We start from the raw sequence: 14,890 nt of genomic DNA, 5'->3' as shown, positions 1-14,890 counted from the left end.
TGACATGTCACTGGACGCCCTGAAGTCCGCCATACCGGACTACGCCAAGGACCTGCGGCTCAACCTGGGTTCGGTCATCGGCAACTCCGAGCTGCCGACGCAGCAGTTGTGGGGCACGGTCCTCGCCACGGCGATCGCGTCCCGGTCCGCCGTCGTACTGCGGGAGTTGGCGCCGGAGGCCGAGGCCAACCTGTCGGCCGAGGCGTACACGGCGGCCAAGTCCGCCGCGGCCGTCATGGCCATGAACAACGTGTTCTACCGGACGCGTCATCTGCTGTCCGACCATGAGTACGGCACCCTGCGCGCGGGGCTGCGGATGAACGTCATCGGCAACCCCGGGGTCGACAAGGTCGACTTCGAGTTGTGGTCGTTCGCCGTGTCCGCGATCAACGGGTGCGGGATGTGTCTCGACTCGCACGAGCAGGTGCTGCGCAAGGCGGGGGTCGAACGGGACGTGATCCAGGAGGCGTTCAAGATCGCGGCGGTGGTGGAGGCGGTGGGGGTTACGTTGGAGGCGGAGGCGGTACTGGCGTCCGAGTGACTTCGGCTGTCCGTTGTGTGCTGGGGGCTCCGCCCCCAGACCCCGGTTTTCCCGCCCACCCGTTTACTGTCGGTTGAAAGGTGAACCTTTTAAGGTGCGGTGAACGGGTGGTGGGTGAGCAAAGGTCCGGGGGTCCGGGGGCGGAGCCCCCAGGGTTTCTACGGGGCCTGGTCCGACGGTTCGATCGCTGTCGCGCCCCTCGGCTTCGGGGACTGCGCCGACACCGGGTCCTGGGAGTACGACTTCAGGTAGCTCACCACCGTGTTGAGCACCGCGACCAACGGCACTGCCACCACCGCCCCACCGATCCCCGCGACCATCCCACCCGCGGCGACCGAGAGGACCACCGCGAGAGGGTGCACCCGGACCGCGCGGCCCAGGATGAAGGGCTGGAGGATGTGGCCCTCGATCTGCTGGACGGCGAGGACCACCGCCAGGGTCATCAGGGCCGTGAACACGCCCTGGGTGACCAGCGCGACGACGACCGCCAGCGCGCCGGAGGCCACCGCGCCGACCAGCGGGATGAACGAGAACAGGAAGATGAACACGGCGAGCGGGACGGCCATCGGCACGCCGAGGAAGTAGATGCCGACGCCGATACAGACCGCGTCGATGAACGCCACTATCACCGTGCCGCGGACGTAGGCCGTCAGCGTGCGCCAGGCGCGCGGGCCCGCGCCCGCCATCGCCGGCCGGGCCGCCGCGGGCACCAGCTTCAGCGACCACTGCCAGATGCGCGGGCCGTCGTAGAGGAGGAAGAGGGTCGAGAAGACCGTCAGCAGGATGCCCGTCAGGGCCTCGACGATGACCTGGACGCCTTCCAGGCCGGCCGAGGTGATCTGGTCGGTGTTGGCGCCGATCGCCTCGCGGAGGTTCTTGGCGATCTGGTTGATCTGCTTCTCGGTGACGTGGAACGGGCCCTTGAGCAGCCAGTTGCGCAGGTCGTCGACGCCGTTCTGGACCTGGTCGGAGAGGTTGTCGATGTTCGCCATGACCTGCCAGGTCACGAACCAGCCGATCAGCCCCATCACGACGAAGCCGAGGATCGCGGTGAGCGCCGTGGCGACCCCGCGCGGAAAGCCGTAGCGGATGAGGCGAGTCACCGTCGGCTGGAGCAGGGCCGTGATCAGGAGTGCGGCGACGAAGGCCAGGACCACCAGTTGTACGGCGCTGATGACGCGCATCAGCACCCAGACCGTGCCGGCCAGGATCAGCAGCCGCCAGCCGGCCTCGGCGGCGACCCGCACTCCCCAGGGCACGGCGAGCGCCGGCTCGGGGCGGTCGCGGGCGATGACGACGGGTACCGGTACGGGGGGCTGCGGGGGTTGGGGGTCGTCCGCGGGCTGTTCGGGGTCGGGGTCGGGCGCGGTCTCTGCGTGTTCCCTGGCCACCTCGGCGCGGCGCTCGTCCAACCGCTCCCCCATCTCGCTCAGTCCGGCACCGACTTTGCCGAGCCATCCTGGTACTCGCGACATGATTCGTCCTCTTCCCCCGTCTTGCCCCACTACTCCCCCCAGGAGTCGCTGCGTGTCCGACCGTACAGGGCGAAGGCCCCTCCCCCTATGACGGGGAGGGGCCTCGTGAGGTTGAGCGGGTCGGAACGGACGTCCGGCCTAGTACCAGTTGTTCGCCTGCCAGAACGACCAGGCCTCGCACGGGCTGCCGTAGCGGCTGTCCATGTAGTTGAGGCCCCACTTGATCTGGGTGGCCGGGTTCGTCTGCCAGTCGGAACCGACGGACGACATCTTGGAACCGGGCAGGGCCTGGAAGAGACCGTAGGCGCCGGAAGAGGCGTTGACCGCGCGGTAGTTCCAGCTCGACTCGTGGTCCACGATGTTGCTGAAGCACTGGAACTGGCCGCTGGGCACCATGGAGGCGGCCATCGACTGGATCTGCGCGACCGTGTAAGAGCTCTGCACGGGGAAGCTCGACGAGGACGAGCCCGCCTTCGCTGCCGCGGCCTTCGCCTCGGCCTTCTCCTTGGCTGCCTTCTCCGCCTTCTCCGCAGCCACCTTCTTGGCGACGGCGGTCTTGGCGGCGGCCAGGCGGGCCGACTCCTCTGCGTCCTTCTTGGCGCTCGCGTCGGCCTGGATCGCCTGGGCGTCGGCCTGCTGCGTCAAGGAGGCGGTCTGGACCTGGGCCTGCTGGCCCGTGGGGATGTCCGCCAGGAGCGTGGTGTCGGCTGCCGTCGTCTCGGCGTCATTGTTCTGCGCCTGTGCGACGCTGCCCGAGGCAACGCCTACGACGCTTCCGACGGCGGTGACCGCGGTGGCCGAAGCCACTGCGAATCCCCGGACCGAAATCCGGCTCACACGGTTTCCTTCCAGCATCGCCCGCTTCGGTGACCCTGGCGGACGCAATCGTGCCCCTGAACGCTGGCCTCCCAACTGCGGGGTCACGGGAGGCACGGGCCCGGTGGGCAACTCCCGCTCGGGGAGCGCCGCGTGAAGAGCGGGCGGCATACGACTTCGCTGTGGAGTTGGCTGTGATGCTCAAGTGGTGCGTACCGCTGGGGGTACACGTGTGTCGTATGCGGGGCCTGACAGGAACGAGACTCTGCCGTAACCGGACGCCGGGTGGCAATTCTGAGTTGCGTGTGAAAGCTCACATCCCGTTTGCCCCCTGGGATTTGGAGAAAGAGCGGGACGCCGAAGCGCCGCCCCGCTAAGCTCTTCGGCTTCGCGGGACGGCGCCAACTGGCTGCAATGACCTCAGATTTGGCCGTCCTCCAGCATTTCGGTCACAAGCGCCGCGATCTGGGACCTCTCGGACCTCGTCAGGGTCACATGCGCGAAGAGCGGATGCCCCTTCAGCTTCTCCACGACGGCGACGACACCGTCGTAGCGGCCGACCCTCAGGTTGTCCCGCTGCGCCACGTCGTGGGTGAGGACCACCCGCGAGTTGGCGCCGATCCGGGACAGGACGGTCAGCAGGACGTTCCGCTCCAGGGACTGCGCCTCGTCCACGATCACGAACGCGTCGTGCAGCGAGCGGCCGCGGATGTGGGTGAGCGGCAGGACTTCGAGCATCCCGCGGGCGGTGACCTCCTCGATGACCTCGCGGCTGGTGACCGCGGACAGCGTGTCGAAGACCGCCTGGGCCCAGGGGCCCATCTTGTCGGCCTCGGAGCCGGGCAGATAGCCCAACTCCTGTCCGCCCACCGCGTACAGCGGCCGGAAGACCATCACCTTCTTGTGCTGGCCGCGCTCCAGTACGGCCTCCAGGCCCGCGCAGAGCGCGAGCGCGGACTTGCCGGTGCCGGCCCGGCCTCCCATGGACAGGATCCCGATGTCCGGGTCGAGCAGCAGATCCAGCGCGATGCGCTGCTCCGCGCTGCGGCCCTTGATGCCGAACGCCTCCCGGTCGCCGCGCACCAGCCGGACGTTGCCGTCGGCGGTGACCCGGCCGAGCGCCTTTCCGCGCTCGGACTGGATCGTCAGGCCGGTGTGGACGGGGAAGTCCGCGGCCTCCGGGACGTAGACGTGGCCCTCCTCGAAGAGGATGTCCACCTGTTCACCGGGCAGGGTCAGTTCGGACATTCCGGTCCAGCCGGAGGAGCCCGTGATGGCGAGTTCCGCGCGGTACTCCTCGGCGAGGAGTCCGACGGAGGATGCCTTGATCCTGAGCGGAAGGTCCTTCGACACGACGGTGACGTCGTACCCCTCGGCCTGCAGATTGCGGGCGACCGCGAGGATGCGGGAGTCGTTGTCCCCCAGGCGATAGCCGCTGGGCAGCACGCTGGGGTCCGAGTGGTTGAGCTCGACCCTGACTGTTCCGCCGAGTTCCCCGATCGGGATGGGGGCGTCGAGGCGACCGTGCCGGACCCGGAACTCGTCCAGCAGGCGCAGGGCCTGCCGGGCGAAGTAGCCGAGTTCGGGATGGTGCCGCTTGGCCTCCAGCTCTGTGACCACGACGATCGGCAGCACGACTTCGTGCTCCTCGAAGCGGTTCAGTGCGTTCGGGTCGGCCAGCAGAACGCTGGTGTCGATGACATAAGTGCGCCGGTCAGGCAAACGGCGCTTTGTGCTGGTCACCACGGAAGGACGTACCCCCTCGGAAGAGGTCGGGGAGCGACGGAGAGGAGCTGGACCGGTCCAGGCCGCGATGCGCGGGCCGGAGACCGGCCCTCCGTCTCGCCCGTACTGACCGCACGGTCGAACTGGTGCAAAGGGCCTCCCGGGCGGACGGCCCCGTGCCGTCCGCTGAGATACGACACCCGTGGTTCGGGCGTCGACCTGCTTGGCTTATGCCCTCGAACATGCGCCGCCATGCCACGGCATATGACGGCGCCCTGGTGAACTCCTTGTTACTTACGTCCCAAGGGGGGTGGTACCGGGGTTCTGTCCGTCATTCGCCGTAGCGGCCCGATCATTCTCCGCTACGGCCGTCACGCGCCGTAGCGGCCTGCTCTATCCGCCGTAACGCCGATGTCGCGCCGCGTAGTCACGCATCGCGCGCAGGAAGTCGACCTTGCGGAAGGCCGGCCAGAAGACCTCGCAGAAGTAGTACTCCGAGTGGGCCGTCTGCCAGAGCATGAATCCGGACAGCCGCTGCTCGCCGCTGGTGCGGATCACCAGATCGGGGTCGGGCTGTGCGCCCGTGTAGAGGTGCTTGCCGATGAGGTCGACGTCCACGTGGTCGGCGAGCTCCTCCATGGAGGTGCCCTTGTCGGCGGCGTCCAGGATCATCGAGCGGACCGCGTCGGCGATCTCCTGGCGGCCGCCGTAGCCGATGGCGACGTTGACGAGTATCCCGTCGATGTGCGCGGTGGACTCCTCCGCCTCCTTGAGGGCGGACTGCATCCCCGAGGGCAGCAGGTCGAGGGTGCCGACGTGGTGCACGCGCCAGCGGCCGTCCGCGGCGAGGGAACTGACGACGTTCTCGATGATGCCGAGCAGGGGGCCGAGTTCGTCCTGGGGGCGGTCGAAGTTGTCCGTCGACAGCAGCCACAGGGTGACGACCTCGACGTCCGTCTCGCTGCACCAGCCGAGGAACTCCTCGATCTTGTCGCCGCCGGCCTGGTGGCCCTGGACGGTGGTGGAGCCGGCGGCCTTCGCCCAACGCCGGTTGCCGTCCATGATGACGCCGACGTGCTTGGGCACCTGAGCGTGGTCGAGATGGCCTCCCACCCTGCGTGCGTAGAACCTGACCAGCAGGCGGCGCAGGGTGTCGCGCACGTTCACGTGTTGTCAGCCCCTCCGTGGATGGCGTCCCCGGCTGCGAAGCCTACCCCCGCTGTGACACCGATTCCCCAAGGGGTGTCTGGGCTCATCCCGGTTCGACACGAAGGTCGGACCCGGTTCGGCGAGGAGGTCGGACCCGGATCCTCGCGACGTCGTCCGTGCGCGGAAGAGCGGGCACAGGAACGGGCACGAGAACGGACGCAGGAGCGGGCACAGGAACGGGCACAAAAAATCGGGCCGGTCCGTGGGGGGGATACGGACCGGCCCGAGGGGGGGTTTCCACCATAACCCTTCGTAAGTGATGCTGCGTGCATCGGCGTGCCACAACTACTCTCCGAAACCGTCCGGCGACGCGTCATCGGGTGTGGAAGACCGGATTCCGGCCCTGATCATGGCCGATTCACAGCGGATTCCAAGGAGAACGTGGAGGTTTTCCGCCGACTCACGGCGCGTCGCCCTCAAGGGTGACGCCGTCAGCGAACGTCCGCTTGACGGGGCAGGGCACCGCGCGGCCCCCTCCACCGCACGGTGCCGACCGCGCGGCTTTGCTCACGCGAATTACCTTGGTCTGAACTTACGTGAGGTCAGGGGCGGGATGCGAGTCGATCTCGATAACGATGTGGAAAATCCGTGCACATACGGGGGACCTGGGGTGACGTCCTCCGGTGCGGCTCACCCGGTCGGTTTGCGGGCGTCGAAGAGGTGGCGGGTGCTGTAGGTCACGAACGGGCCCGTGGTCTCGATCTGCTCGTGCAGGGCGCGGAGTTGGGGCTCGTAGGCCTCGACCGTGAAGTCGGGGACCATCCAGATCACCTTGCGCAGGAAGTGGACGACGGCCGCGATGTCGTGGAACTCCATGCGCAGCCGCTCGGCGCGCAGGCCGACGATCTCCAGGCCCGCGGCCTCGGCGCCGGACCGCTCGCGTTCGGGGTCTCGGCCGCCGCTCACGGGCTCCGGCTGGGGGCCGAGGAAGTGCTCGACGAGTTCGAAGGCGCTGCGGGGGCCGACGTGCTGGGCGAAGTACGTGCCGCCGGGGCGCAGGACACGGGCGATCTCCGGCCAGTGGGCGCGGACCGGGTGGCGGCTGAGGACCAGGTCGAACGCGGCGTCGGCGAAGGGCAGCGGGGCGTCCTCGGGCACGGCGACCACCACGACACCGCGCGAGCGGAGCAGGGCGGTGGCCTTGGCGACGTTCGGCGGCCAGCCCTCGGTGGCGGCGACGAGCATCGGGGGCTGCGCGGCGGCCCGGCTCAGGGCGAAGTCGAAGACCTCCCCGCCCCCGGTCTGGATGTCCAGCGCGGTGGTCGCGCGGGACAGCCGGTCGCCGGCGGACCGCGCGTACCCCCAGGAGGGGCGCGCCTCGGTGGCCCGGCCCTCGAACCAGGAGAAGTCCCAGCCTTCGGTGGGTACGGCGACGCCTTCCGCGACGAGCTCGTCGAAGCTGCGCGCGCTGCCCGTACTGCCCGTGCTGCTCCCGCTGCTCCCGCTGTTGTCCATGGGGCGATGGTCGCAGGGTGATGTCAGTGGCCGCTGCTAATTTTCGAAGCATGGCCAATGACGGAGACACGGATGCGCTGTACCACGACAGCGAAAAAGCAACACTGCACAGGAGCCTGAACCGGGTCCGGGACGCGGTCCTGTGGAAGCTGGACGGCCTGGACGAGGAGCAGGCCAGACGCCCGATGACACCCTCGGGCACGAGCCTGCTCGGACTGGTGAAGCATCTGGCGTCGGTGGAGTACGGCTGGTTCGTGGAGAGCTTCGGCCGCGAGGTGGAACCCCTGTGGTTCGACCCGTACACGGACGAGGACATGAGCCCGGGCCCGGACGAGACGACGGAACAGATCATCGCCTTCTACGGCCGCGCCCGCACCGCCGCGGACCAGGTGATCACGGACCTGCCCCTGGACGCGACGGGCCAACCGCCGTGGCGCAAGCACTCCGTGTCCCTGCGCTGGGTCCTGGTCCACATGATCACGGAGACGGCGAGACACGCGGGGCACATGGACATCGCGCGGGAACTCATCGACGGGGCGGCGGGGGATCATCGGCCTTCGGGGGTGTAGGGCGGGGGCGTTGGACGTGTAGTGCGGGGGCGTCGGGCGCGGGGCGCCGGGGGGTATCGGCGCGGGGCGCGGGGATAGTCGGGCGCATGGCACCGGGGGCTGTCGGAGGTGCGGCGGGGGCATCCGGGCACGTGGGGCGTCGGCAGCCTGGCACGGGCGCATCGGGCGCGGGGCGCCGGCACCGTCGGACGCGGAGGCACGGGGGTAACCGGAGGTACAGCACGGGGCCTTCGCCCTTCGGAGGCATGGCGCGGGGGTGGTCGGACGGGTGGCGCGGGATCCGTCAAGCGTGAGGCATCGGAGGTTGGCGGAGGCGTTGTGGGGGGGCATCGAGCGGGGGAGCCGGAGGCTCGGCGCGGCCGTCGTCAGACGCGCGGCATCGGAGGTCGTCGGAAGCGCGGCGTGAGCATCGCAGGGACGCGGCGCCGGGCTCACCAGAGGCGCAGCGCAAGGCCTTCGCCCTCCGGGGGCATGGCGCGGGGGCCCTCGAAGTCGGGGCACCGGTGACATCCGGCGCCGAGTGCGGAAGTCGTCCGAGGCGCGGCACGTGGAAGGCATCGGGCGCGGGCGTCGTCGGAGGCGCGGCGCGGGCGTCGTCGGGCGCGCGGCACAGGGGTCGTCGGGCGCCGGGCGCGGGAGTCGTCGAGCGTGCGCGGTACCGGTGTCAGGAGACGAGTCTTCCGACCTGCTCCGCCGTGAAGCGTACGAAGGCCTCCGGGTCGGGGTCGTCTCCGGTGGGCTGGAGGATCACCGTGTCGGCGCCGGCTTCCGCGAGGCGGTGGACGGCCTTCGCCACGGTGTCGGCGTCGCCGGCGGCTCCGAGGTCGGGGACCGATTCCAGGCCCTCTTCGGCGAGTTCGGCGCGCAGGCGGCTGGTCGCGTCGGGGCCGGTGGCCGTGAGGAGGTAGACGACTACCTTGTGCGGCTCGGTGCGGCCGGCCGACTGCCGTCCCTCGTCGATGAGTCGGCGGGCCCGTCGGACGCCGTCGGGCGTGGTGCTCGCGGTGAGGATCGTGCCGTCGGCCGCCGCGCCGGAGAGGCGGAGGGTTCGGGGGCCGGTGGCGCCGGCGAGGATCTCGACGGGGCCGGCCGGCGGCCAGTCGAGGCCGACGTCGTCGAGCTTGACGTACCGGCCGTCGGTCGTGAGGCGCTCCCCGCGCAACAGGGCGCGCAGCGCGTCGAGATGCTCGCGCAGCAGGGTCACCGGGGACTCGACGCGGGCGCCGACCTGGCCCATCCAGTCCTGGACGCCGTGTCCGACGCCGAGGATCGCGCGTCCCGGGAAGAGCCGGTGCAGCGTGGCCGCCTCCATGGCCGTGATGGCGACGTTCCGCAGCGGGACCGGCAGCAGCCCGACCCCGATCCGTACCCGCTCGCTCCACGCGAGGGCCGCGGCCGCGGCCGAGATCCCGCCCTCGCGGAAACAGTCCTCCCAGAGCCAGAGCTCTTCGAGCCCCGCGGCGTCGGCCAGTCGGACCACCGCCCGCAATCGCTCGGGGGGCAGTTGGGGGCGGAACACGGCGCCGAGTCCGGTCATGGGTTCTTCCTACCTGGCGGGGCGGACAGCAGGACAGCAGGACAGGAGAGCAACAGCTTTATGAATCAACGGGGTTGGGGGGCATCCGCTCGTAGCGCAGCAGAACCACCCCGTTGCCGAACGCGCGGGACTCGACGAGGCGGAGTGCGGTGCGGGTGTCGGTGTCGGTGTCGGTGTCGGTGTCGGTGTCGGTGTCGGTGTCGAGGAACATGCGTTTGCCGCGGCCGATGAGGACCGGGTGGACGTACACCTTGATCTCGTCGACGAGGTCGTGGCGGAGGAAGGTGGCGGCGAGGTCGGCGCCGCCGAGGCCGAGGTCGCCGCCGGGCTGTGCCTTCAGGGCCCGTACTTCCTCGGGGACGACCTCGGGCACGATGGTCGTGTTCCAGTCGGCGGGGCCGCTGGGCAGGGTCCGTGAGTACACGATCTTCGGCTTGTCCCGCCAGATGGCGGCGAACTCGGCGGTGACCGGGGAGGCGTCCGGGTCGGCGTCGGCGGTGGGCCAGTAGGCGGCCATCAGTTCATGGGTGACGCGGCCGTCGACGAAGGCGCCCAGCGGTCTGAGGGTGTCGTTGAAGTGCTGGTGGAGTTCCTCGTCGATCACGTGCCAACTGATGTCGCGGTCGAGGCTCTCCATGAAGCCGTCGAGGGACACGGACATCATCAGGCTGATCTTCCGCACGGGTCCACCACCTCGTTCGCGGTCGCCCCTCGGCCACCGGGTCTCACCACCGTCTCACGACACCGCGAACGCGCCCAGCAGAAGACCCGTGAACGCTCCGCCGAGCATGAACGGCCCCAGCGGGATCGCCGTCTTACGGCCCGCCCGGCGCAGGGCGACCATGCCGAGGCCGTACAGAGCGCCGTACAGCACCCCCGCGAAGGCGCCCGTGACGAGCACCGGCCAGCCGTACCAGCCGAGGGCCGTGCCGAGGCCGAGGGCGAGTTTCACGTCGCCGAAGCCCATGCCGGCCGGGTTGATGAGGTACAGGAGCTCGTAGGTGGCGCCGAGGGCGAGACCGCCGTAGAGCGCGGTGGGCCAGGAGCCCGCGTCGGCGGGGAGGGCGGCCGCGATGCCGAGGAGGGCGAGGAGGGCCGCGGCGAGCGGGAGCGTGAGGACGTCGGGGAGGCGGTGGACCCGGAGGTCGACCAGGGCGAGGAGGACGGCGACGGGGGCGGCGAGCAGCCAGACGACGAGTTCCGGGCGGGGGCCGGTGGCCGCGGCGAGGGTCGCGCAGACGAGGGCGGTCGCGGTGGAGACGGCGGGGGTGCGGGGGCCGTAGGGACCGCAGGGGGTGGGGGCGAGGTTTTCGGGGCGCGGCGTTGTGCCGTACGCGTACCGGCCGGTGGTGTCGGTGCAGCGGGCCCGGCCCAGCCAGCCGTCGAACGTGCCCGTGATCGGGTGGCCGTCGGGGCACTTCCCGTTCCAGGGTTCCTCGGGGTCCACGGAGAGGCGGTGGGCGGCGCGGGGCAGCAGGAGGCCCGACCACGCGCCCCACAGGGCACCCACGAGGATCAGTATCAGGCGCACGCCGGGACGATATCCGGATACGGCGGGCGGGGGCATGGGTCCGTGGGCCCATGTAGGGCCTACTCCCGTGTGGATACGGTCGGTTGACACCGGATCCGCGGTTGCACAGGAAGGTGACCTGACATGGGACGACGCTGGAGCGACGGGCGGGGAACGCTGACCGTGCACGGGGCCGCGGGGGCGATCGCCGTCCGAGTGGAGCTGGCGACCTCGTACCGGGCGCGTACGAAGGGGCTGCTCGGCCGGGACACGGTCGACGGGGCGATGCTGCTCTCGCCGGCGAGCAGTGTGCACACGTTCCGGATGCGCTTCCCGATCGACGTGGCGTACCTGGACAGGAACCTGGAGGTCGTCGCCGTCCACACGATGATGCCGGGACGGCTGGGCCTGCCGCGGTTCCGGTCCCGGCATGTGCTGGAGGCGGCGGCGGGGGTCATGGCGGGGTGGGGGGTGGGGGTGGGGGTCCGGGTGACGGTGGAGCCTGCGGAGACGGCGGACGGGGTGGAGGGGGTGTGAACTCCCGCGTCCGGTTCCCGGGGATCACGGTGGCCGTGTGCCTTCGGCTGTCAGGCGGGCCAGGGCTTCGCGGCTGCGGGGCACGGTGCCGTGCCATTGGAGCAGCGCCACGGCCTGGTCGGGGACGAAGCCGAACCGGGCGTACCGCTCGGCCAGTTCCATCGCCCACGGGGTCACGAGGGTCTCGTCGTCGACGCACATGCCGAGCCAGGTGAAGACCTCGGCGGCGATCCAGCCGGCGATCCAGGTCACCCAGCGCCGGGTGAAGAGCGCGGCCTCCTCGCTGTGCGGATCGGCCGGTACGCCGGGGATGCCGAGCAGGGCGCACTCGCGCGTCGCCTCGGTCATCCGCTCCTCGGTGACCAGGTTCGCGTACGGCATGAAGTCCCGCATCACCACGCGGACTTCGAGCCAGGCGGGCTCCTCCGGGGCCTCGTCCCCGTCGCCGGTCCAGTTGGGGTCGGGGACGGGGTCGGGTACGGGTGCGGTCGGTGCGCAGGCCTGGAGGATCGCGCGGGCGCGGGCGATGTTGTCGGCGGATTCGGGGAGTTGGGCGGGCCATTGGAAGCCGGCGTCCCAGCCGTAGGGGAGTTCGCGTACGGCTGGGGGCAGCAACGGGTGGTCTCCTGGGGCGGGTTGGCGTGCGAAGCCCCGCCGGGTCACCAGGGAACACTCCTCGGACTACGGTCCCGCCACCAGCGCTCGGTCGCCGGACGGTCGCCGGCCTCCGTACGGTTCCGGAACTCGTCGTCGAGCCGGGCCAACGTCGCCCGCAGGCGCTCGGCGTGCTCGGCGTCGACCTCGGTCACCAGTTGCGCCAGGTCGTCACGTGCCTGGAGGTCACGCTGGAAAAGGTCCTCGCGATACCGTCCCGACGGACCCCACTCGGCGGCCAGGCGGCGGACGAGCCGTTCCCACACCCGCAGGCTGTAGTGGACGCGTCCTGCCACACTCGCCGTCGTTCCCGTCCGGTACGTACCCAGGAAGGCGTCGGCGACGGGAGTCTCCACGGGCTCTGAGTCCAGCGCTTCGGGGAGGCTCTCCACCGTGGCGCGCGGAAGATCGGCGACGGGCTCCTCCACGGCGTCGACCCGGTACGTCGTGTCCTCGTCGGAGTCGATCGCCTCCAGCCGGCAGCGCACGGCACGTCCGTCCGGCGCGGCGACCCAGTAGGCGCTGTCCAGGCCGGGGTCCTGCGACGGGTAGAGGACCGACGTCGCCGTCCTGACCGCGAGCCCGTGCGCGAGATCCGCCTCCGTGAGGGCGCCGGCCGTCCCGTCCTCGACCTGGAGGTCGAGTTCCAGTGCCAGATCACCGAGCGGCAGGACACGGTAGGTGCACAGGACCGGTGCGTCCCAGCGCCGCGTCTCCTGGTCTCCGTCCCGGTCCGCTACATCGACCGCTTCCGCCGCCACGCCCAGCAGATCCGCCAGCCCCGCCCGCAGGTCCGCCGACCCGAGTTCCATGACGGTGAAGACATTCGCGATCACTTGTACGTCCCGTCGTAGACCTGCTTCGCCTTCTCCACCTTCTCGGGGTTGTTGACGAACTTGGGGTCACGCTGCAGTTGCTGCGACTTGCCGAGGTCGCCCTTGTTCCGGACGATCTCCTTCAAAGCAGCGTATTCAATGCGGTCCATGTCGACCAGGCCGGGACCGGAGACCGGGAAGACCGTCCCGTTGTCCTCGACGCGGTACTTGCGGCCGTTGATCTCGTACGTGTTCCCGTCGGCCGAAAGCGTGGCGCGGTTCTTCGCTATGCCCTCGATGTCCGCACGGACCAGATCCTCGTTCCCGCGGAGGATCACGGTGTTCGCTTCCTTGACCTGACCGCTGCCCGCTCCGCTGATGGTGTGCCGCTTGTTGGGGAACCTCAGCGTCTTCCCGCGCGCGGGGCCGGAGACATCGTCGCCCGCCTCCCACCGGTCCGCCGCCTTGTCGGCCTCGTCCGCCTGCTTACGGGCCTCCTCGGCCTCCTTCTCGGCGTCCTCGTCGCAGCCGTCCTCGGCGAGCAGGACGTGCGGGGAGGCACCGGCGGCGAGGACGGTGGTGCCGGGGCCGGAGGAACCGGTCAGGGTGCCGGTGTCGGAGGGGACGGTCAGAGTGCCGGTGTCCGTCGGGGCGTTGCCGTCGTACGGGATCCGGTGGCTCGGTGCGCCGATCGTGCAGCCGGTCTTCTCGGCCTTCCGCTCCGCTTCCTCGGCGGCGTCGTCGGCCTCCTTGGCGGCCTTCTCGGCGCCTTCCACGTCACCGGCCTTGGCGGCTTTCTTCGCGTCGTCGGCCGCCTTGGCCGCCTTCTCCGCGAGCTCGCCGAGCTTCCCCAGCTTGCCGATCTTGCCGAGGTCGCCGACCTTCTCGACGATCTTGGCGCCGTCGTAGCCCGGGATGAAGAGGGAACCGACGTTCCACAGGACGTGGGTGACGGCCCTGGTCTTGTCGCCGTTGTTCCAGTCGTCGGCCACGTCGTCGCCGACGAACACGTCGTAGAGGACCGTGCCGCCCGTCTTCACGGAAGCGCCGGTCCAGTCCCACAGGGCGCCGCCGTAGTCGCCGTCGGACCACTTCTTGCCGGCGTCCTTGGAGTTCTTGGACCAGTCGTCGCCGAGTTGTTCGCCGTAGTCGCCGATGCCCTTCAGGGTGTCGACCGGGTGGCGGACCATGTCGTAGATACCGGTGAGGTCGCCCCAGACGCCGTCGACGAAGAGGCCTTGGCCGACTTGTTTCACCTGGTCGCCGGCGCAGCCGAAGAAGGCGCCTACGCCGGAGAAGCAGCCGTCGTTGTCGGATCCCTGGCCGTCTGTCTGGTCGCCTGTCTGGTCGTCTGCCTGGTTGTTTCCCTTGTCCTCGGCGGGGGCGGGCTTGTCGTCGGCTGTTGTGTCGGTCTCGGTGGAGGTCGTGCCGGTAGTGGTGGTGCCGGTGCCGCAGGCCATGTCGGTGACCTTGCAGACCTCCGACTGGATGCCGCTGAAGATCTGGGTGCCGAGGCCGCTGACCAGCAACGCGGCGATCAGGGCGGCGACGATGGCGATGAACCCCGCGTACTCGACCGCCGTCTGCCCCTCGTCCCGGCGCCAACGGATCAGCCGGGAGGGGGAGAACGGGCGGCGCTCCGCGCGTTCCAGTCCCGCGAGCCCGTACCACTGGCGGCTGTCCGGGCGGGTCAGGAAGAAGAGGATGACGATCGGGAGGAGGAGCTGGAGGCCACCGTGGGCGGATCCGGAGACGAGGTTGACGACACCGCCGAGGATCAACCAGCCCTGAACGGCGAGGAGTCCGAGCCTGATCCGGACCCCGCCCTCCCAGCTCCGCCGGGCCAGCCACGCGCCGAGGACACCGGGTGCGGCGGCGTACGCGACGAGGGCGACGACCTGACCGTCGAGCGTGTCGTACGACGCGGCGGTCATCAGCAGGCCGAGCCCGCCGACGACGGTGACCGCGAAGAGGGCGTACACCAGCACCAGGGCGGTGGCGAGCGGGGCGGGCATCTCCTGACGCCCGCTCGAACCGCCTGCCCCAC

The 14,890-nt window shown here is 70.2% G+C and carries 14 protein-coding genes; 3 read left to right on the top strand and 11 right to left on the bottom strand.

Features of this window, described 5'->3' with window-relative positions:
- Nucleotides 1–4: 4 nt before the first annotated feature.
- On the top strand, nt 5–541 hold the full coding sequence (locus OG223_RS33560; protein ID WP_329256572.1) for an alkyl hydroperoxide reductase: 537 nt from the start codon (nt 5–7) through the stop codon (nt 539–541).
- Nucleotides 542–699: 158 nt separating this feature from the next.
- On the opposite strand, the gene OG223_RS33555 is transcribed toward OG223_RS33560, so the two are convergent.
- The 5 genes from OG223_RS33555 to OG223_RS33535 all read right to left on the bottom strand — a co-directional run bounded on the left by OG223_RS33555 (nt 700) and on the right by OG223_RS33535 (nt 7,221).
- On the bottom strand, nt 700–2,016 hold the full coding sequence (locus OG223_RS33555) for an AI-2E family transporter (protein WP_329256570.1): 1,317 nt from the start codon (nt 2,014–2,016) through the stop codon (nt 700–702).
- A 138-nt stretch (nt 2,017–2,154) separates the two neighbouring features.
- Nucleotides 2,155–2,871 (bottom strand): lytic transglycosylase domain-containing protein, encoded by a 717-nt coding sequence (locus OG223_RS33550; RefSeq protein ID WP_329256568.1) that lies wholly within the window; start codon nt 2,869–2,871, stop codon nt 2,155–2,157.
- A gap of 381 nt (nt 2,872–3,252) precedes the next feature.
- Complete coding sequence (locus OG223_RS33545; RefSeq protein ID WP_043684613.1) at nt 3,253–4,578, bottom strand: PhoH family protein; 1,326 nt, start codon at nt 4,576–4,578, stop codon at nt 3,253–3,255.
- 372 nt (nt 4,579–4,950) lie between these two features.
- Nucleotides 4,951–5,724 (bottom strand): isoprenyl transferase, encoded by a 774-nt coding sequence (locus tag OG223_RS33540; protein ID WP_329256564.1) that lies wholly within the window; start codon nt 5,722–5,724, stop codon nt 4,951–4,953.
- 672 nt (nt 5,725–6,396) lie between these two features.
- Nucleotides 6,397–7,221, bottom strand: a complete 825-nt coding sequence (locus OG223_RS33535) for a class I SAM-dependent methyltransferase (protein ID WP_329256562.1) — start codon at nt 7,219–7,221, stop codon at nt 6,397–6,399.
- Between the two features lie 50 nt (nt 7,222–7,271).
- Here OG223_RS33535 and OG223_RS33530 point away from each other — a divergent pair, with 50 nt between their 5' ends.
- A complete protein-coding gene (locus OG223_RS33530; RefSeq protein WP_329256560.1) occupies nt 7,272–7,790 on the top strand; it encodes a DinB family protein in 519 nt (172 codons plus the stop codon).
- A gap of 664 nt (nt 7,791–8,454) precedes the next feature.
- Here the strand turns inward: OG223_RS33530 and OG223_RS33525 are convergent.
- Genes OG223_RS33525 through OG223_RS33515 form a run of 3 tightly spaced genes read right to left on the bottom strand, consistent with a single transcriptional unit; the run spans nt 8,455 to nt 10,858 of the window.
- The gene (locus OG223_RS33525; protein WP_329256557.1) at nt 8,455–9,327 is read right to left on the bottom strand and encodes an LLM class flavin-dependent oxidoreductase; all 873 of its coding nucleotides are present in this window, start codon (nt 9,325–9,327) and stop codon (nt 8,455–8,457) included.
- Nucleotides 9,328–9,385: 58 nt separating this feature from the next.
- Nucleotides 9,386–10,009 carry a dihydrofolate reductase family protein gene (locus OG223_RS33520; protein WP_329256555.1) on the bottom strand — a complete coding sequence of 208 codons (624 nt, stop codon included), beginning with the start codon at nt 10,007–10,009 and terminating at the stop codon, nt 9,386–9,388.
- Between the two features lie 54 nt (nt 10,010–10,063).
- Entirely contained in the window at nt 10,064–10,858 is a 795-nt protein-coding gene (locus tag OG223_RS33515; protein ID WP_329256554.1) for a prepilin peptidase, read from the bottom strand.
- Between the two features lie 123 nt (nt 10,859–10,981).
- Between OG223_RS33515 and OG223_RS33510 the strand changes: the two genes are divergently transcribed.
- Nucleotides 10,982–11,374 (top strand): DUF192 domain-containing protein, encoded by a 393-nt coding sequence (locus OG223_RS33510; protein ID WP_329256552.1) that lies wholly within the window; start codon nt 10,982–10,984, stop codon nt 11,372–11,374.
- 24 nt (nt 11,375–11,398) lie between these two features.
- Here the strand turns inward: OG223_RS33510 and OG223_RS33505 are convergent, their stop codons facing one another.
- From OG223_RS33505 to OG223_RS33495, 3 genes are read right to left on the bottom strand one after another with little or no spacing between them, the layout of a single operon-like run.
- On the bottom strand, nt 11,399–11,989 hold the full coding sequence (locus OG223_RS33505) for a hypothetical protein (RefSeq protein WP_329256550.1): 591 nt from the start codon (nt 11,987–11,989) through the stop codon (nt 11,399–11,401).
- Nucleotides 11,990–12,033: 44 nt separating this feature from the next.
- On the bottom strand, nt 12,034–12,864 hold the full coding sequence (locus tag OG223_RS33500) for a hypothetical protein (protein WP_329256548.1): 831 nt from the start codon (nt 12,862–12,864) through the stop codon (nt 12,034–12,036).
- The gene (locus OG223_RS33495) at nt 12,861–14,858 is read right to left on the bottom strand and encodes a hypothetical protein (RefSeq protein WP_329256546.1); all 1,998 of its coding nucleotides are present in this window, start codon (nt 14,856–14,858) and stop codon (nt 12,861–12,863) included. Before OG223_RS33495 ends, OG223_RS33500 begins: the two co-directional genes overlap by 4 nt.
- Between the last annotated feature and the right edge of the window lie 32 nt (nt 14,859–14,890).

Source organism: Streptomyces sp. NBC_01478 (assembly GCF_036227225.1).
In the GTDB taxonomy this organism is placed as follows: Bacteria; Actinomycetota; Actinomycetes; order Streptomycetales; family Streptomycetaceae; genus Streptomyces.
Note: the sequence above shows the minus strand (reverse complement) of the source record. Positions and strands in the feature narration are given on the sequence as shown.

Coding starts and splice junctions, on each gene's coding strand:
- OG223_RS33510 (WP_329256552.1), top strand. CDS start 10,982: ATGGGACGACGCTGGAGCGACGGGCGGGGAACGCTGACCGTGCACGGG.
- OG223_RS33525 (WP_329256557.1), bottom strand. CDS start 9,327: ATGACCGGACTCGGCGCCGTGTTCCGCCCCCAACTGCCCCCCGAGCGA.
- OG223_RS33555 (WP_329256570.1), bottom strand. CDS start 2,016: ATGTCGCGAGTACCAGGATGGCTCGGCAAAGTCGGTGCCGGACTGAGC.
- OG223_RS33550 (WP_329256568.1), bottom strand. CDS start 2,871: ATGCTGGAAGGAAACCGTGTGAGCCGGATTTCGGTCCGGGGATTCGCA.
- OG223_RS33535 (WP_329256562.1), bottom strand. CDS start 7,221: ATGGACAACAGCGGGAGCAGCGGGAGCAGCACGGGCAGTACGGGCAGC.
- OG223_RS33530 (WP_329256560.1), top strand. CDS start 7,272: ATGGCCAATGACGGAGACACGGATGCGCTGTACCACGACAGCGAAAAA.
- OG223_RS33495 (WP_329256546.1), bottom strand. CDS start 14,858: ATGCCCGCCCCGCTCGCCACCGCCCTGGTGCTGGTGTACGCCCTCTTC.
- OG223_RS33560 (WP_329256572.1), top strand. CDS start 5: ATGTCACTGGACGCCCTGAAGTCCGCCATACCGGACTACGCCAAGGAC.